Source organism: Mycoplasmopsis cynos, assembly GCF_900660545.1.
Classification (GTDB): Bacteria; Bacillota_I; Bacilli_A; order Mycoplasmatales; family Metamycoplasmataceae; genus Mycoplasmopsis; species Mycoplasmopsis cynos.
This window is the reverse complement of the sequence record NZ_LR214986.1, coordinates 179,258-202,130: the sequence shown is the minus strand read 5'-3', so window position 1 is coordinate 202,130 and position 22,873 is coordinate 179,258. Positions and strand designations below refer to the sequence as shown.

Sequence of the window (22,873 nt, the reverse complement as noted above, 5' to 3'; positions counted from 1 at the left end):
AAAGATTTTATTTATCTTTTCTTTCTAATTTTTTTGTTATTAAATTAATAACATCAGAAATTTTAGATATTTTAAGAATTTCTTCATCAAAGATTGTAATATTGAATTGCTCCTCAGCTAAAACAATTATCTCTGCTATATCCAATGAATCAATATTTAAATCCCTAATAACATCATTAACATTAACTTTTTTTCGTGCGATTTTCGAAAAGTTTTCTAAAATTATATGTCTTATATTATCCATATTGAAATTATACAAAATTATATGGTTATTATATAATTTTTTACTTCTTTTGTTTCATTGTTATCAACATGTTTAAAATATAAAGTCATTGAATTATTATCTAGGTTGATCTCATAATCAAATAATATATCACCATTATATTCATTAACTCTCTTTAAAACGGAACTTATTAATTTTGTTGCTAATTTCTCATTCAAAATAATATTTCCAGATTGATCTTTCTCAGCTATTTGATCAACAAATTTATTATCTAGATCAGGAAAAATTGTTATTTCGTTGTGTTTCATATCATTTTTTTTAGCTACAAATAAATCAGTTTTTTTAGTATAAACAATTTGTGATACCATAATATAAATTACACTACCAACTATTAATGAAACTAATAAAACACCAAAAGTTTTTGCCTTAGTAATTTTCATCTTCTTTTCTTCCGATATAAAAATCATCTATTTTAAACTCAGAACTATTTAAAGATAATACTCTAATAAGATCACTAGAATCAATTTTATATCTATACTCACGCTTTAATGGTTTATCATTAATTTTTATATTTGGTAAACTCGAATTTGTTCTAAATGATCTACCAATACCTAATTTTTTATAATAAATAGAAATGAAATTGTTATATAGTTTAAATGTTATATTCAATTCCACTTGTTCATTACATTTATTAGGTATTCTAAGTGTTTGTTTAGCTTTATCTTTTATAGATTTAACAATTTCACCTCTTTCATCATTTGTTAGTAAGATATCAAATATATCTAAATAAACATAATAGTCTTCACCTATTTTTTCATATTTTGAATTTAACTTAATTGGTTCTTTATCATTATATATTTCTGGAATATATAATCTTGGCTCCTTTATAACAGGAGCAAAAAAGATGTTTTCAAATAGCCTATTAAGGCCGTCTGGAAGCGGATCAAACTTAAATGATAATTCCAAAACTTTTTTAGTTTCATTTTTAGAATTAATTTCAGATCAAATATATCTGCTTCTTAAAAATCTATCTAGGATATATAAATTCGTTCCTTTTACTTGTATTGAACTTGAATATTTAATCTTAAACTCATCAGTTTTAAAACCACTTCTTATATGTAAATTATTATTTGTTTCATCAAGATATTCAACATTAAAAGAGCCCAATTCTTCATCGTTTCGATCTTTAAATCTTAAGGATATCTTTTTTAAATTTTCCTTTTCTTTTAAGAGCTTTTCAAGATCCAAAACAATTCTTTTGCCTCTTTCGAATTTATATCTTGTGTTTCCATTTATGTATATCTCATAACTAAATATATCATATGGACTATTTGTTGAATATTGTCCATCATCAAAAACTATAAATTGTTTTCTTGCATCAAAACCTTCAAATATTTCTAAATTAAAATTTATTTCTTTATGATTAAAATTTTTTGATTCATTAAACTTAAACTCAGTAAAAATATTTGCTCTTGATAATTGAATATCACTATTTTCTATTTTAGAAGAATGATTATAATTAAAAAAGACCAAGATACAAGTTTGCAAATTCTAATATTGCAATTTTTTTCTTTTTATAAAATGTTGTTTTAGAAAAGTGTTTTAAATATCACTCAGTAAAATCTTTAGTTTCTTCATCTAAATAGCATTTTTCAATTATTCATGATGACTCTGGTGTCATATACTCCATTATATAATTTATTAATGTTGAACCATCTTGAAGTCTTCTTTCTAAAACTCGTTGGAACTCTCTTAGTTCTCTTTTGTCAGGAAAAAATCTTCTTTCTAACTTAACCTTTAAAAGTGTCTTACGATAAATATCTTTATATAACCAAAAAATTAAAAAAATTTCATCAACTAGCTTACACATCTTTTGATAGAACTCTTTGTTATTTTCAATTTCTTTTATTAGAATATTTTTTTCTATATTCTTTTGCTCGTCTAACAACATATTTACATCCATTTCAATTAAAAGTTTACGCTTTTTTTAAAATAAATTTATATATTGAATGAAAAAAATACTAAAAAGTGGAAAAATTATTTATTTTTCCACCATTTTTATTAAAAGTTAATATGCTTTTGCAAAAATTACAAATCTTTTTGTTTTGCTTTGACAATCAGGGATTATACAAAGTGAACTATGTTCAGGTTTGATGTTTTGTTTAATCGGAATACATCTAGCTGTTGCTCCAGTTTCTTCTTGGATAATTTCTTCCGCTTCATCTGAACAACAAAATGGAGTTATTACAAATTTATTATTTGCAATTTCTTTTTTAAATTCATCATAATTAGTAACAAAAACAGTTCTTTCATCAAGTCTTTGCTTTGCTTTATTATAAAGATTATCATGGATATCTTTTAAAATAAAAGTAATACGTTCTTTTAATTTTTCAATTTTAACTACTTCTTTTTCTAATGTATCGCGGCGAACTATTGTTACTTCATTATTTAATAAATCTCTAGGTCCAATCTCGACTCTTAATGGTACCCCTTGAATTTCGCTATTTGATGCTTTAAAACCTGGATTTCTATCTGATTTATCTAGATTAACTCTAAATTTTCTACCAAGATCAATATAGATTTTTTTAGCAATTTTAGAAACATTAGGGTCCTTATTAGCAAATATTTCAAGAATATCAATCTGAGTTGGTGCAATTCTAGGCGGAATAATAATTCCTCTATTATCGCCATGCGTCATTATTAAAGCTCCAATTAATCTTGTAGTTATTCCTCATGAAGTTTGATAAACAAAATCATCTTTATTATCTTTATTTTTAAATTTTATTTCATATGGTTTTGAAAAATTTTGAGCAAGATAGTGACTTGTTCCTGATTGTAATGCTTTTCCATCTTTCATCATGGCTTCAATTGTATATGTTGAACATGCACCAGAAAATTTTTCTCTTGGTGTTTTTCTCCCTACTATTGTAGGTATAGCTAGATAGTTCTTTAGAAATTTAGAATAAGTATTGATCATTTCTCTTGTAAATCTTCTTGCCTCTTTAGTTGAAATATGACATGTATGTCCTTCTTGTCATAAAAATTCTCTTGATCTTAAAAATGGATTAGTTGTTTTTTCTCATCTCACAACATTAGCTCATTGATTATATATAATAGGTAAATCATTATATGAATTAATTGAACGCTTAAATAAATCTGCAAATAAAACTTCAGAAGTTGGACGGATAAAAAGTTTTTCACTCAAAACTTTATCTCCAACTTGTGTAACAGTTGCTAATTCAGGATTAAATCCAGCTATATGTTCTTTTTCTAAATTAAATAAACTTTCTGGTATTAATAGTGGCATATAAACATTTTGAACACCTTTTAACTTAAAAATTTTATTAAGTTCTTTTTGGATCATTTCTCAAATGCCTAATGAATTAGGTTTAAAAATTAAAGAACCTTTTGTTGGACCATAAGCTATTAAATTACCATTTTTAACAACATCTGTATATCACTTTGAAAAATCCACTTCCATTGGTGTAATTTTATCTAATTCGTTTGCTCTCTTCATTATTTTATTATTATACAATTTTTTATTAAATTCTTAACTAGCATAATAAAAAAAGTTTATTTTTTTATATAATAATATATTAATTTATTTTGTTTATTTATTAATAATATCAAAACTAAAAATGTATTATATAAGACTTAAAAATCTTTATAATGCATTTTTTATAGTATAAATTTTGCTTAACCAATTTTATTTTCACATTTGCCAAAAGTTAAAAATTCATTTAAATTATCAAATGAAATTTCAACCATATTAGCAACTGCTTCATCAGTGTATGATCCAATATGCGGTGTAACGATAAAACGTGGATAATATGACATTAACTTCACTATAGTTGGATTTGAGATCCTTCTTCTATGCTCCTGTTCCAGGTGTTAGTTGTGATAATCAAAATACTAATCCTAAAAGTGTCACAATTATAATTGGATTTAATAATGCTGTTTTAATTAAATTTTTTAAATTCTCTTTATTTAATTTTAAACCTGCCATAATCATAAAACAAAATGAATATAAAAATATTCTATACGAAATGGTTCAAATACTTGCTCATAAAATAGCTCTAGGATATACTGAATTAATAATCGGTAATCCCAAGAAAGTTAATTAAGTTTCCCATTTTTCTCCTTGATTATTTGTACAATTTTTTGTAAAAAACAAATAATTTAAAGGTATCAAAATATTCCTTACCTAAATTGTACTAAAATTTTCATTACATAGACAAAATGTTGAAAATTATAAAATAAAAATGCCTAATTAATAGGCATTTTTAAATTAAAATTCAATGATTTTTCCACCAAGTTTTTCAACAGCTTCTTTTGCTGATTCACTTGCTTTATTAACATAAACAGTAACTTTTTTAGTTAATGTTCCATTACCAAGTAATTTAATAGGTAAATTTCTTTTTACTAAACCTGACTCAAATAATTTTTCAACAGTGATTTCTGAATTATTTTCAAATCTTAACTCAAGGTCTTTCAGATTAATAACTTGAAATTCAATATGATTTACATTTGTAAATCCACGTTTACCAATACGACGGAATCAAGGAGTTTGTCCACCTTCAAATCCTAATCTATGTCCTTTACGTTTATTTTGTCCTGATTGTCCTTTACCTGCTTGCTTACCTTTTCCAGCAGCATGACCACGTCCTTTACGGTGTTTTTCTGGTCTTGAACCTTCAGTAAATTTTAAAGTATGTAATTTAACTGTCATAATTATTTAAGATCCTTTACATCTTTATCTCTTATTTCTGCAATTTGTTCAGGTGTTCTTAAGTTTTGAAGTGCTTTAATTGTAGCTTTAACAATATTAGCTTTTGAACGTGATCCATATGTTTTAGTAACAATATCAGTGTATCCTGCTAATTCAACTACTGAACGAACAGTTCCAGAAGCAATAAGTCCCTTACCTTTAACAGCTGGTTTCAACATAACCTTTGAAGATAAAAATTTTGCATTAACTTCATGTGGAATTGTTCCAGTTTTTTCATTTAAAGGTACATTAACAACATTATTTTTTGCATCTTTAACAGCTTTTTTAATAGCATCGGGAACTTCATTAGCCTTTCCATGTCCATAACCAACGCTACCTTTTTTATTACCAATTACAACAAAAGCAGAAAAACTAAATCTTCTTCCACCTTTTACAACTTTTGTAACACGTGCTACATCAATTAATTTTTCTGTGTATTCTGATTCTACTTTTGGACGACGTTCTTTTGATTGCGAATGTCTTTTTGGACGACGTTCTGAGTTTTTATCTTTTGATATATCGGTAGGTTTTTTTGCTGTTCTTAATGGTTTTTTAATTACAACTTCTTTTGTACCTGTTTCATTTTGAGATAATTTTTTTTCTTGTTCATTAGACATAATTAGAATTTAACTCCTTTTTCTCTTACTGACTCAGCGAATGCTTTTACACGTCCATGAAAAATATATCCTCCACGATCAAATACCACTTCTTTAAATCCTAATTTATTAATTTTATCACCCATTAATAAACCTATTTTTCTTGCAGATTCTATATTACCACTATATTCTTTTGATGAAAGAGTAGATACACTAGCTAATGTAATCCCTTTAACATCATCAATTAATTGAGCATAAAAGTTTTGGTGAGATTTAAATACGTTTAAACGAGGTTTTGATGCAGTTCCATTAATTTTGTAACGTGCACGAAAATGTTTTTGCTTTCTTGCAGCATTTCTTGATAATTTTGCCATATCTTTATCCTAGCTCCTACTTTTTAGAAGCTGTTTTCCCTTCTTTACGTCTTAATTTTTCACCCTTGTATGAAATACCTTTACCTGAATAAACACTTGGTCTTCTTATATCACGAATTAATGAGGCAAAATGCCCAACACTTTGTTTATCAATACCAGAAACAGAAACTTCTGTTGGTTTTGCAACTGTTACTTTAACAGTTGTTGGAACTTTTAATGTAACATTATGACTATATCCTGCTGAAACCACAAGTTCAGAACCAGATAAAACTGCTTTATAACCAACCCCTTTGATTTCTAAATCTTTCTTGAATCCCTTTGAAACACCAACAAGCATATTTGAAATATGTGAGTTAGTTGTTCCATGAAGTTGTTTTGTAATTTTTTCATCATTTGCACGAACAGTTGTTATTTTATTCCCTTCAACAACAACTGAAATTAATGGACTAAATTCTCTTTCTAAAGTTCCTAAAGCACCTTTTACAGTAACTTTTGAACCTTCTACTGTAACTGATGCTCCAGTAGGAATAGTTAATACACGATTTCCAACACGTGACATATCACTACCTATCAAATGTAAGCGATAATTTCACCACCTACATTTTCCTTTCTAGCATTAGCTCCTGTCATTAGTCCTTTTGATGTTGAAATAATTACTGTACCATAACCAGAAATGATAGATGGAATTTCATCTGACTTGACATATACTCTAAGTCCTGGTTTTGAAACTCTTTTAATACCCACGATGGCAGGTTGTCCTTTTTTGTACTTTAATGTAATTACTATTGATTTTTGTGTTTTTTCACCTTCAATTGAATATGATGTAATGTACCCTTGTTCTGCAATTAACTTAACAATAGCTTCTTTTTTTATTGAATAAGGAATAGAAACAGTTTTATGTTTTCTAGCGTTTGCATTTTTAATACGAACAACTAAATCTGAAATTGGATCTGTAATAAACATAATTATCAACTCGCTTTCTTAACACCAGGAATTTTTCCTTCATGTGCTAAATTTCTAAAACATATACGACAAATTTTGTATTTTCTTAAAACTGCATGCGGTCTTCCACATAATTCACAACGTGTATATGCACGTGTAGAAAATTTAGGATGACGTTTTGATTTTTCTATCAATGCTTTTCTAGCCATTATTTAGCTCCTTTTTTCTCAAATGGTACACCTAAAAGTTCTAATAAACTTTTAGCTTCATCATTAGTTTTTGCTGTTGTTACAATAAGTACATCAAGACCTTTAATACGACGAATTTTATCAAATTCAATTTCTGGGAATATAATTTGTTCTTTTATACCTAAAGCAAAATTTCCTCTTCCATCAAAGGCCTTAGGGTTTACACCACGAAAATCACGAACACGTGGTAATGAAATGTTAATTAATTTTTCTAAAAAATCTCACATTCTATCTCTACGAAGTGTAACCTTACCACCCATAGGCATTCCTTCACGTAATTTTCATGAAGCATTTGATTTTTTAGCTTTTGTTTCGAATGGTTTTTGCCCTGAAATAAGGGTTAATTCTTGTAAAACTTCTTCAATTGCTTTTGAATTAGAAATTTCTTTACCAGCAGTCATATTTAATATAACTTTTTCAATTCTTGGAACTTGCATAACAGATGAGTATTTATATTTTTCAATAAGAGCAGGAACTGCTTTTTCTAAATATCTTTGTTTTAACATAGATTAGATTTCCTTTTGTGTTTTCTTAACAACTCTCACTTTTTTACCATCTTTATTTAATTTATAACCAAGTTTTGAGAATTGATTTGGATGACTTTTTGATGCTTTTTTAACTAAATATGCAACGTTTGAAATATGAATTGGAGCAGCAAATTCTGTAATAGAACCATCTTGATTCTTTTGAGTAGGTTTGTTATGTTTTTTAACAATGTTTATATCCTTGACAATAACTCTTTGTTCTTTGTTTAATACTTTTTCAATTGTTCCTATTTTCCCTTTTTCTTTTCCAGCAATAACGATTACTTCATCATTTTTCTTAAACTTTATTCTAGACATTATAAATAACTCCTTATAAAACCTCTGGCGCTAATGAAACAATCTTTGGGAATTTTTCACGAATTTCACGAGCAACTGGTCCAAAAACACGAGTTCCACGTGGTGTTAAATCTTCTTTAAGTATTACAACAGCATTATCATCAAAACGAATATATGTACCATTATCGCGGTGAATTCCATATGATGAACGAACTAAAACCGCTTTAACAACTTGACCTTCTTTTACAATACCATTTGGAATTGCTTTTTTAACTGAACATACAATAATATCACCAATTTTAGCAACTTTTTTCTTTGATCCACCTAAAATACGAATAACACCAATTTCTTTTGCACCCGAATTATCTGCGACATTTGCTTTTGATAATTCTATTATCATTAGTTTTGTCCTTCTTTTGAAGCAGTAATAGAAACTAATCTAAAGTGCTTTGTTTTTGAAAATGGTCTTGTTTCCATAATAATAACAGTGTCTCCAAGTTTTGCTTTTTGTTCCTCATCATGTACTGCAAATCTTTTAGTTGATTTATAACGTTTTGAGTATAATGGATGTTTTTTGTATGTATCGACAGCAACAATAATGGTTTTAGCTGCTTTACCTGCTGAAACAACAATTCCAGTTAAGGTTTTTCTTGTATTTCTTTCCATAATTATTTAGCTCCTTTTTTCTCATTTAATGCTGTAAGAGCTTTTGCAACATTAGTTCTTAATTCTTTAATCTTGTGGGTTTCTTTTAAATCACCAATTGTATTTTTATATTTTAAAGAGAATAATTCTGCTTTTAATTCTAAAACTAATGTTTCAAGTTCATCAATAGATTTCTTTAATAAATCTGAATAAGACATAATTATTTTTCTCCTTTATTAATAATTTTTCATTTAACTGGCAATTTGTGACCTGCAAGACGTAAAGCATCACGTGCAACTTCTTCTGCAACACCGTTTACTTCAAACATAACGGTATTTACTTTAACTGCTGTATATCATAATTCTGGGGCACCTTTACCTGAACCCATACGAATCCCGATCGGTTTAGATGTTTTAGCAAAATGAGGGAAAATTCTAATAACAACTTGTCCTTCACGTCCCATTCTACGAGTAGCTGCAATACGCGCTGACTCAATTTGACGAGCTGTAACTCATGCAGATGTTACTGCTTGAAGTCCATACTCTCCAAATACTACTGTGTTACCTTTTGTAGCTTTACGCTTATCATGTTTAACTAAAAAAGGTTTTCTATATTTGGTTCTTTTAGGTTGTAACATTATTTATTACCTCCTAAAATTTCACCTAATGAAATTCATACTTTAACACCAATTGCTCCATATGTTGTTCTAGCTGTCGCAGTAGCATATTCTACATCTTGTCTTAAAGTGTGAAGTTTCATTTCGCCTTCAGAATAACCTTCTGAACGTGCCATATCAACTCCGTTTAGACGTCCACTAACCATTGTTTTAATACCTTTAGCTCCTGCTTTCATCGCAAGTCTAATAGCTATTTTTTGAGCTGAACGGAAGCTTTCACGATTTTCTAATTTTGTAGCAATCATTTCTGCTAATAATTTAGCATTTAAATCAGGTTTTTTAAGTTCTAAAACTTGTAAGTTAAGATTTAATTTACGATTTTTTACATATTTTTGAATTTTTACTGTTAACTCTTGAATATTTTTGCCTTCTTGACCTAAAATAGCAGCAGGTCTTACGGTGTGAATTAAAACTGTTACTTTGTTATCCTTATTTCTTCTTACTTCTAATTTACCAATTTGATATTGACGAATATATTTATCAAAAAACTTATAAATTTTTGCATCTTCTACTAAGAAATTACCAAATTTATCTTTTTCTGCAAATCATTTTGTATTGTGTTGTTTCGAAATTCCATAACGAAATCCATTAGGATTAACTTTTTGTCCCATTAGTTTCTCTCCTCTAATACGATTGATAAGTTAGATGTACGTTTAAATATTGAATAAGCATTCCCTCTACTTCTTGGTTGAAATCTTTTAAGAGTAGGTCCTTCACAAACATAAACTTCTTTTACGAATAACTTAGATGCATTCATTCCGTGATTGTTTGTAGCATTTGCAATTGCTGAGTTTAATAACTTAATAAATATTGGTGATGATTTCTTTGGAGTGTTGTGTAAGATTCCTAACGCAACATCAACGTTTTTTCCTCTAAATAAGTTAGCGACTAATTTCGCTTTTGAAACACTTACTCTTTGTAATTTAACGTGTGCTTTTGCTTGTTGTTTCATTATTTTTTCTTACCTTTGTCAGCACCATGTCCAGAAAATGTTCTTGTAGGTGAAAATTCACCTAATTTATGTCCAACCATATCATCAGTTACATAAACTTCAATAAATTGTTTTCCATTGTGAACTGCAAATGTTAATCCAACAAAACTAGGGAATATTGTAGAACGTCTTGATCAAGTTTTAATTGGTTTTTTAGGTGCTTTACCATCCACTATTGCATCCACTTTTTTAAGTAAATGTTCATCAGCAAATGGACCTTTTTTAAGACTACGAGCCATTATTTAGCATCCTTTCTTCTTCTTAAAATAAGTTTAGTTGAAGATTTTTTAGTTTTTCTAGTTTTAACACCAAGAGCTTTTTTACCTCATGGAGTAAGAGGAGCTTTACGACCAACTGGTTGCTTACCTTCACCTCCTCCATGTGGGTGGTCAACAGGGTTCATAACTGAACCACGAACTGTAGGTCTAATTCCTTTATATCTATTAATTCCTGCCTTACCAACATTAACTAATAAATGTTCTTCATTACCTACAACTCCGATTGTTGCACGACAACGTGCTAAAATACGACGAGTTTCACCTGATTTTAATTTTAAAACAACGTATTTTCCGTCATCATCTTTACCAAGTATTTGAGCTGAAACTCCTGCGCTACGCGCAATAATACCACCTCCACCTGGCTGCATTTCGATATTGTGAACAAATGTTCCTTCTGGAATATTTGCTAATGGTAATGTATTACCAACAACAATATCTACCATATCTCCAGAAAGTACAACTTGCCCAAGTTTAATACCTTTCGGAGCTAAAATATATCTTTTTTCACCATCAGCATATGCTAATAAACAAATATTTGCTGATCTATTTGGATCATATTCAATTGTCTTAACAATAGCTGGAATATTATCTTTATTACGTTTAAAATCTACTAATCTGTAGAAACGTTTTACACGTCCTCCATGATGTCGAACAGTTATTTTACCTTGGTTATTACGACCAGCGTGATTTTTTAAATTAACCAATAATGATTTTTCTGGTGTATGACCTGATAAATTTTGTTTGAAATCAAGAGATGACATATTTCTACGTCCATTAGTAGTCGGCTTATGATATTTCATCGCCATAAATATGTTCTCCTTTGCTTAAAAATAGTTGCGGTTCTTTCTTTTAAGCATTTTATTCCGCATAATAATTAAATTTTGTGGTTGGTGAAATAATTATTCTCCACCAACTTTTCTTTTTGTTACAGTAGGTTTTTTAGCACTAGCTGTTTTTGTAGCTACTGCTTTTTTAGTAGCAAGTTTTTGAGCAACTTTCGCTTCTACATCACTAGTTTTTTTGGCGTTCATTTCTTTTTTAGCCAATTTTTCTTTATCATCAGCTTCTAATTTTTCTGATTTATTATCATTTGGTAGATAGTTTAATTCACTACCGTCAACTAATGTAACCATCGCTTTCTTATAACGATTTGTAAATCCGTGAAAACGCCCAACACTTTTTGGTTTTTTGCCAACTTTTATAGTATTTACTGATTCTACTTTTACATTAAAAATAGTTTCAACTGCTTCTTTAATTTGGTATTTATTAGCAGCATAATCAACTTTAAATGTGAAAACTGGTTTATTTTTGTTAGATCTTAATTTGTCTGTTTTTTCTGTAAGAATAGGTGATTTTATAACATTTGTTAATTCCATAATTATCTACCTCTCTCTTTAAATAATTCAAGACTCTTGTTTGAAATAATCATAACATCTGCACCAATTAAGTTTTCAACAGTTACTGAATTTGCTTTAACAGCAACCACATTTTGTAAATTTAGAGATGATTTAAATACAACCGGGTCTTCTGTAACAATTAAAATATGTTTAAGATCATTAACATTTAAATCAACAAGTTTTTTAACTAATTCTTTTGTTTTAATTTCTTTTAAAGTTAAATCATCAATAACAACAGCTTTTGCTTGTGCTAATAATGTTAAAGCAGATACAAAAGCTGCATATTTAACTTTCTTATTAACTTTTAATGAATAATTCTTATTTGATTGAGGACCGAATGCTCTACCACCACCAACTCAAATCGGTGAACGCATAGAACTATGACGTGCTCTACCTGTTCCCTTTTGTCTTCATGGTTTTTTACCACTGCCAGAAACTTCTGCACGATTTTTTACTTGGTGTGTACCTTGTCTTCTTGAAGCTCTTTCAGATAAAATTGCATCAAAAATAGCTTGGTTGTAAATTTTTTCACTTGCGAATAAATTAACAGGTAATCCTTCAACATTAAATTCAACTTTTTTAACATTGAGATCTTTATTAACTTTAACTTTTTCGGATTTAGCTTTTACAGCTGTTTCTTTTTTAACAGTCTTTTTTATTTTTTCACTTGCTTCTTTTTTAACAACAGTTGTTTTAGTTGAAGTCTTGGTGATTGATTTTGTCAAAGCTTTTTTAGGAGTTTCAGATTTAGCTTTTACAGCTGTTTCTTTTTTAACAGTCTTTTTAGTTTTAACTTCATTAGTTGCAACTTTTTTCTTTGATTCAGCCATTATTTTTCTCCTTCTATTTTTGCTTCAGCTTCTTTAATTAACGCTTCAAGTTCTGACGAACTCATACCAACCTTAACCTCAATACCAAATTTCTTAGCATTTTCAATTAATTCATTCATTTTTATAACTTCAACGACATCAACAAGTTTAACTTGCTCACGATTTGGTAAACCTTTAACCGCTTGTTTAATAATAACAAATGATTTTTTAGGTCCCGGAATTGATCCTTTAACAAGTAATAAATCATTCTCGATATCGACTTTAATAATTTCGAGATTTTGAACTGTAGTTTTTGTATGTCCTAAGTGACCAGGCATTGTCATACCTTTAAAAACTCTATTACCTGAAATATCTCCAAGTGATCCTGTAAGTCTTACAGGTTGTGATCCACCACCACCACCATGTGATTTAGGTCCAATGTGTTGATTATGTCTCTTGATTGCTCCAGCAAAACCTTTACCTTTTGATATTCCAGTAACATCAACAAGTTCTCCTGCAACAAAAATGTCAGCTTTAATAATTTGCCCAAGTTCATATCCTGACATATTACGAACTTCTTTTACGTAGCGCTTAGGTGTTGTATTAGCTTTTTTAAAATGACCTTGTTCTGGCTTATTAGCTCTATTTTCTTTCTTATCAAAAGAAGCTAATTGAGTTGCTACATAACCATTTTTATCATCAGTTAAAACCTTTGATACAACATTTGGTTGTACTTCTATTACAGTAACTGGGATTCTTTGACCAGATTCACTGAAAATTTGAGTCATACCAACTTTACGTCCTAAGATTCCTTTCATATTTTCTCCTTAATAATGGTATTACTTAGTTTTTACTTGAATACCAACACCTACTGGTAATTCTAATCTTTCGATTCTATCTTTTATTTTTGCATTAACATCAGAAATAACAACTAATCTTTGATGTGTTCTGCTTTCAAATTGTTCACGTGACTTTTTATTAACGTGAACAGATCTTAAAATAGTAATTTCGTTTCTTTTTGTTGGTAATGGAACTGGACCACTTACTTTTAAACCTTCTTCTTTAGCAACTAAATAAATTTTTTTAGCTGTTTGGTCAACAGTAACGTGATCAAAACCTTTTACCTTAACACTTAACTTACTCATTTTGGTTGTCTCCTTTTGTTCTTTTTGAACAATAACTCACTATAAAAACTTAATGTGTCCTCAACAACATTTGGCACATTAACAACCTTATAGATCATTGTTATAGTTGCTTTACAATTATAATGCATAAATAAAAAAACAGAAACAAATTTTTCTGCTTTGTTTTCTAACAACTGTTTTTGGTGTATCAGCATTATAAAATTTTTTGTTCTATTCAGTTTACCAAGACTTCTTCTGGTACATATTCATATGCTTTTTGAATAATTTCATCTCCATCTAAAAGCATCATTGTTGGAACTTTTATAACTTTTCATTTTGTATCAGGATTTCTAAATAAATTAGCTTCTTCAGCATCAACATTAATAAAAGCTATCTCCTTATTGTTGCTAAATTTCGCAGCAACACTATCAAAAGTCCTTTTCATCATTTTACAATCACCACATCATTCAGTGGTAAAAACAAGGAATATTAAATTATTTTTTTTATTATTATTAATTGTATGTTCCGCGTGATTTCATAGCATTTTTTTAAACATTTTTTCTCCTATTCAATTGGTGACATTTTATCAAGTCAACTATCAACTTTATTTTTTATTTTAACATTATTGTTTTTATTTTCGCTTTTTAACTCAATTTGATCAATTGTCAATTCTATATCATTATCTTCAATCTCATTTTTTGTACTTTCATTATTTGATTCATTCAAATAATTAATATTTGTAAGCGAAGTTATATTAATATCATCTTCAAACAAATTAACATCATCATAAATTTCCTCATATAAATCAATGTTATTTTTTGTTTCTTTAATTTGATTTACATTTTCCTTATTCTCATTTTGATATTGATTTATAGATTCGTTTAGCTTTGATGACATAAATTCATTTATTAAATTTAATAACTTCTCATCTTTAATATGTTTTAAAATTGTAGTTTTAAACTTAAAAAAGGTAAATTGCTTTATTCTAAATGTATTTTGGGTTTTCTCAATAAATACTAAAAAATTATAAAAAATCTGTGTTGATAAAGTATTTATAAAATATTTTTGAACATTCTCAAGATAATTTTTTTCATTTAATATTGTATTATTAATTGTTTTTTTTCATTTTCCTTGATATTTAACAAACAAATAAGGAAACAAAATTTCTTTAACTATTCAAACTATTAAAATAATTATTAATACTATCGGGAAAATAAATGATATTGAAATAAAATATAAAACATTTAAGAGAGTATCAAATAAAAAACCTAGATTTGAAAAAAGTGAGTAATTTTTAATTAAATTATCAATGATAGTTACATTTTGATTGGTATCTTTTATACCTACATTATAAAACTTGTCTCACCAACCAAAATAAAATAAATTTCTTAACTTCTCTGTATTAAAATCAAACTCTCTTAGTTTTGGATCATTAAAATGCAATCCAACATGATAACATAATAAAACTAAGATGAATGTTCATACACTAATTAAGATTATTTTCCTTTTGTAATCTCATCAATTCATTTTTTTTCTTCTTGACAATCAAAAAATAATTTTAGACTCTAGTTTATGATTTATAACTCTAAATAATAGCAAAATAGTGCAAAGCGGAATAAATGCTCAAACTGAACCTCCAAATGCTAAGCCAAATGAAAAAATATAAAATATTCTAAATGATTTAGAAACATTAGGAATTAGATAAGCGATCGAACAAACTATCATAAATAATAATACACTTAATAAGCAAGTATTAATAATTTTAGTATTTCTTGACAGTTTTCGGTTCGGGCTTATTTTTTCATTATTTTCTAGATATTTAATATCAAGTTTATTATAAATTTTTTTTAATGTCATAATTTTATACCTGAGTTAAAGTTAATGCAACTAATGGGTCTTTATCAGTTAATTTAAAAATTTTCTTTCTTATTGTTTTTCTAATTTTTTCATTTAATTCAAATAGCGATGGAAAGACATTTTCTGAAATTATTTCAATTAAAATATTTTTAATTAATTTATTCATATTTTTTTGCTCAGATTCATCAATTACACCAACATAATTGATATGTAATTTACCAATTATTTTGCGTAATTTAGGATCATAAAGTGAATTGATAATAATCACACCTTCGCGACCTAAAACTTCTCTTTCATTAATAACTTCTGATGATATATCCCCGACACCAAAGCCATCCACAATAACATCACCCACATCCTTTATTTTACCATTATTAGAAAACTTTTTACCATCTTGAAAATGTAGAATCTTCCCATTTAATAATAAAATAGCTTCAGTCGGTCTTACACTTGGTTCATTATTTATATGATTTGCAGCATCTGTTAAATAACGATATAAGCCTTGCGCAGGAATAAAAAAGTCTGGTTTTAAATTTCTTACTAAATTTAAAATATCATCTTTATATGGTCTGCAATAAAAATATTCAGAATCAGAAATGTCAACTAAATTATGTGTAACTCTAGCAATTTCATCTAATGTAAATGCAGCTTGGGACTCTAAACCATTAACAGGAGGAGCAAGCATAATAACATGGTCAGTTGGATTTATTTTTAAATAAACATCTTCCCCTGAAGTTATTCTTAAAAATCTTAAAAACAATCTTTCTATAGCACCAGTAACTAATACAACTATATTTTTATTTTTTTGAATATAACGATAATCTATTATTTCAGGTAATTCAAATCCTTTGCATGAATCATTAGATATACAAATTTTTTTTGTTATTTCTAGTAAATCAGCATAATTTTTACCATAGGTGACAACCTTACGATCATATTTTTTAGCTAAAATCAAAATTTTTTGTAACGAAACCATATCTTCGCCATAAGCTCCAACAATAATTCTTTCACTATTTTTAGCTTTTTCAAAAACATTTTTAATACTTTCTGGTAGTCGGATCTTATCGATTGCTCGACCTGAAAAATTAGTTTTACCAGAATCGGAAATTAAAGCAACTATCTTTCTTTTACCAAATAATTTAGGCAATTGATTGAATCAGGTTTTTCCAAAGATTTCTAAATCACCTTCAACATAATTGAACATAAATACATAATCACCAGTCTTAGTAATAAAATCAAATCCAATATTGCCAGGAACACTACCTGGAAGTGAAATGGGCTGTACAAATAAGCTACCTATTTTCTTGCGTTCATTTAAAACATAAATTTTATAAGTATCTTTTTTAATTCCATATTTTGCTAATCTATCTAAAATTATTTCCTTACTTAATCTTGAAGTAAAAATTTTTAGTCCAGGTATTTTCATCAATAATCAAGGCAAGGCTGAAAAACTCTCATTTCTAATATCACTGATTAAAATACCTTTAATTTTATCTTTATTACTTTCTAAATATGTAAAATCAGGTATTAATGTATCTACTCCATTATGCGCATTAATCGGGACTTTTACGCCTGTATTTACGATGTATATGTCTTCATTATATGATAGAACATAGCAATTTTTTCCATTCTCGTCTTGCCCGCCTAAGGCAAAAACTCTAACATTTTCCATATAAAACTCCTATTTTTTGTAATTAATTAATTGAAAACAAGGATTAATAAATATATTTATTAATTATTTTGATTATATCATTTTATCTTAAAATTAAAAAATGATAATTTACTTACTTTAAGTTTGCGCAATAACCAATAAAATTTTGATTAAAAAAAGAAAAAATTTATTTTTAATAATTTATACAGAAAAATTTTAAGAAAACATTTTATATTTTCCAACATTTATGTTAACTCTTTTAATAAACAAGGTTCATTTTAAATATTTAAAATTTCAATAAATAGTACTATTTTTTAGAACTAAAAACATAGTAAAATTCTCTCATACTTGATATTATTCTACAAAATAAGACTTGAAAACAATAATTTTAAAACATTCATTTCTAAAACTATAATAAAACAACAACCATTATTTCATTAATGTTTGTTGTTTTATTGAACCAATTTTAAGCATTATGCTTGAATTTATGTATTTTAAATTTCTACATAAACAAATATTATTCAATGATTTCTAAGGTTATATTAAATTCGCCAAATAATTTCTCATTAGATGTTAAAGTATATGTAAAATTGTAGTAATTTTCACTAAATTCTTTACTTTTTCAAAATGTTTTACAAGGTATTGAAAATAATTTATTATTTTGAATAATTTCCAAATCAAAATCACATTCTTCCTGATACTTTAAAGATATAGTTGAACTATTATTGTGTATATTTAAAATTGCATCATTAATCTCAATCATACTTCGAAGATTAGTATTTGGCTCATAAAATGCAAATGACTTAAATTTATCGTCTTCATATATATCAACAGGAACAGTAAATTCAATGTTTTTGGTTTCATTATTTTGATTAATAATTGATTTAAATTTTAGTTTCATTTTAATATTGATCCAATGATTTAAAAACATTTTCTTTTCCAAATAGATATATTGCTTTTGCTAATTCTGGGCCATGCATCATAGATGTTGTTGCAATTCTAATTGGCATAAAAAGTTTTTTACCTTTAACTAATAATTCATGAGATGTTTGATTAATACATTCTTGAATATTTTCAACTGTAAAATCATCTTTAATTTCATTTAATAATAATTTAAACTTATGTACTACAACTAATTCATCTGATTCAAAATTATGCATTATTAACTTTGGATTTAAAAAAGTAGCTAAATGGCTTTTTAATTCTGCAAATGTCTCAACACTTGACTTAAATGTTTCAACAAATAAATTAATTCATGAAAAATCTTTTGAAGTATTTAATGAACCTAATTGATTAATAATCAATTGATTGTCCAATTTTTTAAAGTATTGTTTTGAAAATCAATTCATTTTTGAAATATCAAACTTAGATGGACTGTTGCTTAACCTTTCTGGATCAAACTTGGCAATTATTTCATCTTTAGACATTAATTCAGATGCATCTGACGCAGTTCAACCAAGTAAAGTAAGAAAGTTAAATATTGCTTCTGGTAAATATCCTTCATTTTTATAATCTTCTATAAATTGCTTTAACGAAGTATCCCTTTTAGAAAGTTTTTTACCTTCCATATTGGTAATAATTGTTAGGTGTCCAAATTGAGGTACAGGCCAATTTAGAGCTTTATAAATAGCCAATTGTTTTGGTGTATTACCAATATGTTCCTCACCTCTAAGAATATGAGTAATTTGCATATCGTAATCATCAACCACCACAGCAAAATTATAAGTAGGATAACCATCAGATTTATAAATAACTCAATCTCCAATATCATTTGAATTAAAACTTATAAGTCCTCGAACAATATCGTTTCATTCAAACTCTTGGTTTTTTGGCATATTAAATCTTATAGAATATTGCCCCAATTTATCTCTTTTAGCGATTTCTTGATCAGAAATTTTTAATCAATATTTATCATACCTAAAACTAGGTATTCCTTTTTCATCACTTTCTTTTTTTTGTTGCTCAAGCTCATCTGAATTATCATATGCTTTGTAAGCGAATCCTTTTTCAATTAATTCATTAGCGATTTTTCAATACCTATCCAATTTTTCGCTTTGACGATATTTACCATATATAGGATTTGGATTTAATGGTGATTCATCAGGAATAATTCCTAATCAAGCTAAATTATTTAATTGGGACTCTTCACCGCCTGGAACATTCCTCTTAACATCTGTATCTTCTAGTCTAAAAATAAATTGACCATTAAAATGTTTTGCATATAAATAGCAAAAAAGCGCCGTTCTAGCTCCCCCGATATGTAAATATCCAGTTGGACTAGGTGCATAACGAGTTCTTATTTTCATTTTTACTCCAAATAAAATAATAATTTAAGTCTTTTTATATTATGTTAATTATTTTATCACATTTATAAATTCATATCATATTTATAATGCTTAAATGGTAAAAAACCAAGAATAATTCTTGGTTTATTTTAGTTAATGTTTTTTGCTTTTTTCTGATCAATAGATTAATGGACTTGACATTGTTTTGTTTTGATTATTAATCATTATTTCATCTTCTTTTCATACAAATCTATTATTAGGTCATTTCTTCTTAATTAAGTATCACCCACCTCAAATTAGATAACCTATCAACATTATTCCCATATAACTCGGAAGCAATAATGCACTTTCTGCTGTATAACTTGTTCCAATAATTGGCGGAATTAATGAAGTTAAAACAATAAATGAAATTAAAATTATTGAACAGATGTAAACTATTTTTTCTCAAACAGGAATAACAAATTCTTTTCTTTTTCAAGATAAATATAACAAGGTACAAATAGTGAATAAATATTGCATTAAGAAAACAATATTTCCTGCATTTAAAATAGCGCTAAATTGATCCTTTATACCTAAAAAATAAGGAATAATGGTAAAAATAATCATCGAGATTATCGAAAATGCGCTTTGAAAGAGTATAGCATTTCGATACTCACCAGTTTTTTTAGATTTTTTTGCAAAAATACCTGGAATAAAGTCATCTTGAGCTAATGGGACAACAGTTCTAGCATAATAAATGATTGAACTAATACCTGCTCCTACTCTATTAAAAAATGTACCTATAATAAATAATATGACACCAACAGAACCTAATGAAACTTTAAAAATCAACGCAAAACTTATTGAAGTACTTTCATTAAATACCGTGCTATCTAAACCTAAATAAACAATATAAAATGTAAAATAAAAAATCAATACAATCCAAAAAATTAACATAATAATTTTCTTGAATCTTTTTGTTTCTACTTCTGATGAAACACCTGCTAAGCCCTCTCCACCTGCAAAAGCGTAGATAAATGATAATACGGATGTAACTATAATGCTAATATCAACATTAGGGGTATTTTTAAAATTTGCCCCAAATGATAAAGTGCTAAATGAGTAGAAAGTAACAATCGATAATCCTAAACCAATAGTAAGTCATTTAATTATCCCGGTAAATAGGATAAATCATTTAGATGTTTTTATACCAAATGAACATATAACATTTAAAAGCACAAAAAATGCTAATGCACAAATTTGGTATATTGTTTGATTTCCTGAGTCAATTTCTTTTAATAGATCAATAAAAAATAATGGTGTTGTTGCTGAAAATAATGGCACTTGTGAAAATTGATTTCATCCCTGTAGAAATAATATTTTTCTTTTATCACTAAAAGCTTTTTTTGCATAAACATATGTTCCACCAACTTCTTTCCCATAACTTTGACTCGCCCTAGCAAAAGCAAGCATAACAGTCATTGAAATAAAAGCAGTTAATGCAAAAATTAAAATACCTCATAATCCCCTACTAATGACACTCGAAATCGTGGCAATAAAACCAAAACCAACAATAAAATTTAGTCCATAAAATATAAACTGCTTCTCTGTAAACTTATTCTTTTTTGAATTCATAATTTTCCTTAATATTTTTAAATAATTATAGCTTATTTTAACTATTAAAAAAGTAAAAAATGCATTTTTAATATAAAAATAGTTGAAAAATGCATTTTTTTATTTCTTTAATTGTTTTTTAATATTTTCATTTCAATCAAATTGATGTTTTATTTTCAAGCTTTTATAATATAAATCATTAAAATCAGCCAAAAAAAAAAAAAAAAAAATGAAAAGATACCGAATGCTTTGAAAAAAGTATTCTCACATAATAAAATTCTTTTAGGTCTATAAATAAATAGTAAAAGTTTTGAAACTTTAAAAAATAAAGAATAATCTTTTGAAAATATGGAAATAGTAAATACAAGAAAAATTCAATATTTAAGATTTATTTATTTCATAATTGTAGAATATTAAACACAATTACTATTAACTAAATAATTTAAAGGAAAGTAGGTACAAAGATGAAAAAATGAAAAAAAGTATTTGGTGGTTTAGGTATTATTGCCTCATCTACTGTTATAACAACAGTAGTTGCATGCAGTAATCAAAAACAACAAGACGATGCAAAAGCCGTATTAGAAAATCAAAGATGATTATCTAATATTTGAAATACTGTTTCAGCTGAAAAAAATGCAATGACTCTAACTCAATATAATTCAGCAATTAAACAATTTGATACTCTTGTAGACAGCCAAAGTGATGTGTTTGACTTAACCAAGGTAAAAGTAGAAAATGAGAAGGTAAAAATAAGCAATACCGATAACGGAAAATCAATTCCAGTTGTATTTATGGATATTGATGAAACAATTTTAAATAATTATGCATATCAAAATTGATTAGTTCTTCATAAACAATCATTCAGTTCAAAAACTTGAGATGAATTTGTAAAAGCTAAAATTTCTAAAAAATTAGCAGGTGCATTCGAATTTATTGAGCATGTTTGAAAAAAAGGTGGTGTAGTATTCTTTAATTCAAATAGAGAACAAGAAAATCAACTTGAACCTACTAAACAAAATCTAATTGCTCAAGGATTACCAGCGAAATATTTAGAAAAATGAGTATGATGAATGCAAGGGGTTGATTTATCAAAAGATAAACCATGAATGCACATTAAAAAAGAAAATGATAAAAGAGTAAAAACTGAAAAAGAAGAAAGAATGAATTTAGTAAATTCTAAAAAATTAGACCTTTCTGGTGATAATCAAGTTGGAGCAAATAACGTTTCATTTAAAGTTGTGATGAGAGTTGGTGATAATTTTGATGACTTTAATGATATTGCATCAGTTAATAAATCAAATAAAGAAAGAAATGATGTTCTTAAAGAAATTGGTCCATTATTCGGTAACTTTAGTAAGGAAGTAAAAGGTATTAAATATACTAAAACAAAAGGAATAATTAAAAAAGAAAATGAATCATGAGCTGAAGGATATGTCTTAATAGGCGGAAATTCATCATATGGCGGATTTGAAAAAGGTTTAGATAAAAATTATTATAAACTTTCAAAAGAAGATCAAGTCAAAGCCTTAAAGAATGCATTTAATGAATGAAAATGAAAAGACTAATCATTTAAAATTAACAAAAAAAGTCGTTTA

Annotated in this window: 34 protein-coding genes; 2 read left to right on the top strand and 32 right to left on the bottom strand. The window is 27.2% G+C overall.

Features of this window, described 5'->3' with window-relative positions; genetic code table 4:
- Positions 1 to 7: 7 nt before the first annotated feature.
- The 6 genes from EXC48_RS01300 to EXC48_RS04645 all read right to left on the bottom strand — a co-directional run bounded on the left by EXC48_RS01300 (position 8) and on the right by EXC48_RS04645 (position 4,060).
- On the bottom strand, positions 8 to 244 hold the full coding sequence (locus EXC48_RS01300) for a phosphopantetheine-binding protein (RefSeq protein WP_041593850.1): 237 nt from the start codon (positions 242 to 244) through the stop codon (positions 8 to 10).
- A gap of 17 nt (positions 245 to 261) precedes the next feature.
- Positions 262 to 663, bottom strand: coding sequence for an MHO_1590 family protein (locus tag EXC48_RS01295; protein WP_041593746.1), 402 nt, complete (start codon positions 661 to 663; stop codon positions 262 to 264).
- Positions 650 to 1,756, bottom strand: a complete 1,107-nt coding sequence (locus EXC48_RS01290) for a hypothetical protein (protein WP_129720484.1) — start codon at positions 1,754 to 1,756, stop codon at positions 650 to 652. Before EXC48_RS01290 ends, EXC48_RS01295 begins: the two co-directional genes overlap by 14 nt.
- Positions 1,743 to 2,174, bottom strand: a complete 432-nt coding sequence (locus tag EXC48_RS01285; RefSeq protein ID WP_041593744.1) for an MG284/MPN403 family protein — start codon at positions 2,172 to 2,174, stop codon at positions 1,743 to 1,745. The genes EXC48_RS01290 and EXC48_RS01285 overlap by 14 nt, the downstream gene beginning before the upstream one ends.
- A 117-nt stretch (positions 2,175 to 2,291) precedes the next feature.
- On the bottom strand, positions 2,292 to 3,740 hold the full coding sequence (gene proS, locus EXC48_RS01280) for a proline--tRNA ligase (protein ID WP_041593743.1): 1,449 nt from the start codon (positions 3,738 to 3,740) through the stop codon (positions 2,292 to 2,294).
- A gap of 179 nt (positions 3,741 to 3,919) precedes the next feature.
- The gene (locus EXC48_RS04645; protein ID WP_165035622.1) at positions 3,920 to 4,060 is read right to left on the bottom strand and encodes a hypothetical protein; all 141 of its coding nucleotides are present in this window, start codon (positions 4,058 to 4,060) and stop codon (positions 3,920 to 3,922) included.
- Between the two features lie 20 nt (positions 4,061 to 4,080).
- On the opposite strand from EXC48_RS04645, the gene EXC48_RS01275 reads away from it, so the two are divergent.
- Positions 4,081 to 4,347: a hypothetical protein gene (locus tag EXC48_RS01275; protein ID WP_129720483.1), complete on the top strand. Its 267-nt coding sequence runs from the start codon at positions 4,081 to 4,083 to the stop codon at positions 4,345 to 4,347.
- A 164-nt stretch (positions 4,348 to 4,511) separates the two neighbouring features.
- Here the strand turns inward: EXC48_RS01275 and rplO are convergent, their stop codons facing one another.
- The 26 genes from rplO to EXC48_RS01145 all read right to left on the bottom strand — a co-directional run bounded on the left by rplO (position 4,512) and on the right by EXC48_RS01145 (position 21,299).
- Entirely contained in the window at positions 4,512 to 4,952 is a 441-nt protein-coding gene (rplO, locus tag EXC48_RS01270) for a 50S ribosomal protein L15 (RefSeq protein WP_015287059.1), read from the bottom strand.
- A 2-nt stretch (positions 4,953 to 4,954) separates the two neighbouring features.
- Positions 4,955 to 5,608: a 30S ribosomal protein S5 gene (gene rpsE, locus EXC48_RS01265; RefSeq protein ID WP_015287058.1), complete on the bottom strand. Its 654-nt coding sequence runs from the start codon at positions 5,606 to 5,608 to the stop codon at positions 4,955 to 4,957.
- Positions 5,609 to 5,610: 2 nt separating this feature from the next.
- Entirely contained in the window at positions 5,611 to 5,961 is a 351-nt protein-coding gene (gene rplR, locus EXC48_RS01260) for a 50S ribosomal protein L18 (protein WP_015287057.1), read from the bottom strand.
- Positions 5,962 to 5,977: 16 nt separating this feature from the next.
- The gene (gene rplF, locus EXC48_RS01255) at positions 5,978 to 6,520 is read right to left on the bottom strand and encodes a 50S ribosomal protein L6 (protein WP_041593849.1); all 543 of its coding nucleotides are present in this window, start codon (positions 6,518 to 6,520) and stop codon (positions 5,978 to 5,980) included.
- An 8-nt stretch (positions 6,521 to 6,528) separates the two neighbouring features.
- Complete coding sequence (gene rpsH / locus EXC48_RS01250; RefSeq protein ID WP_041593742.1) at positions 6,529 to 6,924, bottom strand: 30S ribosomal protein S8; 396 nt, start codon at positions 6,922 to 6,924, stop codon at positions 6,529 to 6,531.
- A gap of 2 nt (positions 6,925 to 6,926) precedes the next feature.
- A complete protein-coding gene (locus tag EXC48_RS01245; RefSeq protein ID WP_015287054.1) occupies positions 6,927 to 7,112 on the bottom strand; it encodes a type Z 30S ribosomal protein S14 in 186 nt (61 codons plus the stop codon).
- Entirely contained in the window at positions 7,112 to 7,657 is a 546-nt protein-coding gene (gene rplE, locus EXC48_RS01240; RefSeq protein WP_015287053.1) for a 50S ribosomal protein L5, read from the bottom strand. Before rplE ends, EXC48_RS01245 begins: the two co-directional genes overlap by 1 nt.
- A 3-nt stretch (positions 7,658 to 7,660) precedes the next feature.
- On the bottom strand, positions 7,661 to 7,993 hold the full coding sequence (rplX, locus tag EXC48_RS01235) for a 50S ribosomal protein L24 (protein WP_015287052.1): 333 nt from the start codon (positions 7,991 to 7,993) through the stop codon (positions 7,661 to 7,663).
- Positions 7,994 to 8,006: 13 nt separating this feature from the next.
- Entirely contained in the window at positions 8,007 to 8,372 is a 366-nt protein-coding gene (rplN, locus tag EXC48_RS01230; protein WP_015287051.1) for a 50S ribosomal protein L14, read from the bottom strand.
- On the bottom strand, positions 8,372 to 8,638 hold the full coding sequence (gene rpsQ / locus EXC48_RS01225) for a 30S ribosomal protein S17 (RefSeq protein WP_015287050.1): 267 nt from the start codon (positions 8,636 to 8,638) through the stop codon (positions 8,372 to 8,374). Before rpsQ ends, rplN begins: the two co-directional genes overlap by 1 nt.
- 2 nt (positions 8,639 to 8,640) lie before the next feature.
- Positions 8,641 to 8,835, bottom strand: a complete 195-nt coding sequence (gene rpmC / locus EXC48_RS01220; RefSeq protein WP_015287049.1) for a 50S ribosomal protein L29 — start codon at positions 8,833 to 8,835, stop codon at positions 8,641 to 8,643.
- Between the two features lie 2 nt (positions 8,836 to 8,837).
- A complete protein-coding gene (gene rplP, locus EXC48_RS01215) occupies positions 8,838 to 9,254 on the bottom strand; it encodes a 50S ribosomal protein L16 (protein WP_129720482.1) in 417 nt (138 codons plus the stop codon).
- Positions 9,254 to 9,904 carry a 30S ribosomal protein S3 gene (rpsC, locus tag EXC48_RS01210; RefSeq protein WP_015287047.1) on the bottom strand — a complete coding sequence of 217 codons (651 nt, stop codon included), beginning with the start codon at positions 9,902 to 9,904 and terminating at the stop codon, positions 9,254 to 9,256. Before rpsC ends, rplP begins: the two co-directional genes overlap by 1 nt.
- Complete coding sequence (gene rplV / locus EXC48_RS01205) at positions 9,904 to 10,245, bottom strand: 50S ribosomal protein L22 (protein ID WP_015287046.1); 342 nt, start codon at positions 10,243 to 10,245, stop codon at positions 9,904 to 9,906. The genes rpsC and rplV overlap by 1 nt, the downstream gene beginning before the upstream one ends.
- Entirely contained in the window at positions 10,245 to 10,523 is a 279-nt protein-coding gene (rpsS, locus tag EXC48_RS01200) for a 30S ribosomal protein S19 (protein WP_015287045.1), read from the bottom strand. The genes rplV and rpsS overlap by 1 nt, the downstream gene beginning before the upstream one ends.
- Complete coding sequence (gene rplB / locus EXC48_RS01195) at positions 10,523 to 11,368, bottom strand: 50S ribosomal protein L2 (protein ID WP_015287044.1); 846 nt, start codon at positions 11,366 to 11,368, stop codon at positions 10,523 to 10,525. Before rplB ends, rpsS begins: the two co-directional genes overlap by 1 nt.
- Before the next feature lie 93 nt (positions 11,369 to 11,461).
- Complete coding sequence (rplW, locus tag EXC48_RS01190; RefSeq protein ID WP_015287043.1) at positions 11,462 to 11,938, bottom strand: 50S ribosomal protein L23; 477 nt, start codon at positions 11,936 to 11,938, stop codon at positions 11,462 to 11,464.
- A gap of 2 nt (positions 11,939 to 11,940) precedes the next feature.
- Positions 11,941 to 12,789, bottom strand: a complete 849-nt coding sequence (gene rplD, locus EXC48_RS01185; protein ID WP_223216299.1) for a 50S ribosomal protein L4 — start codon at positions 12,787 to 12,789, stop codon at positions 11,941 to 11,943.
- A complete protein-coding gene (rplC, locus tag EXC48_RS01180) occupies positions 12,789 to 13,586 on the bottom strand; it encodes a 50S ribosomal protein L3 (RefSeq protein ID WP_129720480.1) in 798 nt (265 codons plus the stop codon). The genes rplD and rplC overlap by 1 nt, the downstream gene beginning before the upstream one ends.
- 21 nt (positions 13,587 to 13,607) lie before the next feature.
- Entirely contained in the window at positions 13,608 to 13,913 is a 306-nt protein-coding gene (gene rpsJ / locus EXC48_RS01175; RefSeq protein WP_129720479.1) for a 30S ribosomal protein S10, read from the bottom strand.
- 193 nt (positions 13,914 to 14,106) lie between these two features.
- Complete coding sequence (locus EXC48_RS01170; RefSeq protein WP_015287038.1) at positions 14,107 to 14,448, bottom strand: thioredoxin family protein; 342 nt, start codon at positions 14,446 to 14,448, stop codon at positions 14,107 to 14,109.
- Positions 14,449 to 14,456: 8 nt separating this feature from the next.
- Positions 14,457 to 15,749: a hypothetical protein gene (locus EXC48_RS01165; protein ID WP_129720478.1), complete on the bottom strand. Its 1,293-nt coding sequence runs from the start codon at positions 15,747 to 15,749 to the stop codon at positions 14,457 to 14,459.
- Between the two features lie 4 nt (positions 15,750 to 15,753).
- Positions 15,754 to 17,421 (bottom strand): ribonuclease J, encoded by a 1,668-nt coding sequence (locus EXC48_RS01160; protein ID WP_015287036.1) that lies wholly within the window; start codon positions 17,419 to 17,421, stop codon positions 15,754 to 15,756.
- Between the two features lie 496 nt (positions 17,422 to 17,917).
- Entirely contained in the window at positions 17,918 to 18,301 is a 384-nt protein-coding gene (locus EXC48_RS01155) for a hypothetical protein (RefSeq protein WP_129720477.1), read from the bottom strand.
- A gap of 1 nt (position 18,302) precedes the next feature.
- Positions 18,303 to 19,706 (bottom strand): glutamate--tRNA ligase, encoded by a 1,404-nt coding sequence (gene gltX, locus EXC48_RS01150; RefSeq protein WP_129720476.1) that lies wholly within the window; start codon positions 19,704 to 19,706, stop codon positions 18,303 to 18,305.
- A 132-nt stretch (positions 19,707 to 19,838) separates the two neighbouring features.
- Positions 19,839 to 21,299: an APC family permease gene (locus EXC48_RS01145; RefSeq protein WP_129720475.1), complete on the bottom strand. Its 1,461-nt coding sequence runs from the start codon at positions 21,297 to 21,299 to the stop codon at positions 19,839 to 19,841.
- 443 nt (positions 21,300 to 21,742) lie between these two features.
- On the opposite strand from EXC48_RS01145, the gene EXC48_RS01140 reads away from it, so the two are divergent.
- Positions 21,743 to 22,843 carry an HAD family acid phosphatase gene (locus EXC48_RS01140; protein WP_129720474.1) on the top strand — a complete coding sequence of 367 codons (1,101 nt, stop codon included), beginning with the start codon at positions 21,743 to 21,745 and terminating at the stop codon, positions 22,841 to 22,843.
- The last annotated feature ends 30 nt before the right edge of the window (positions 22,844 to 22,873 follow it).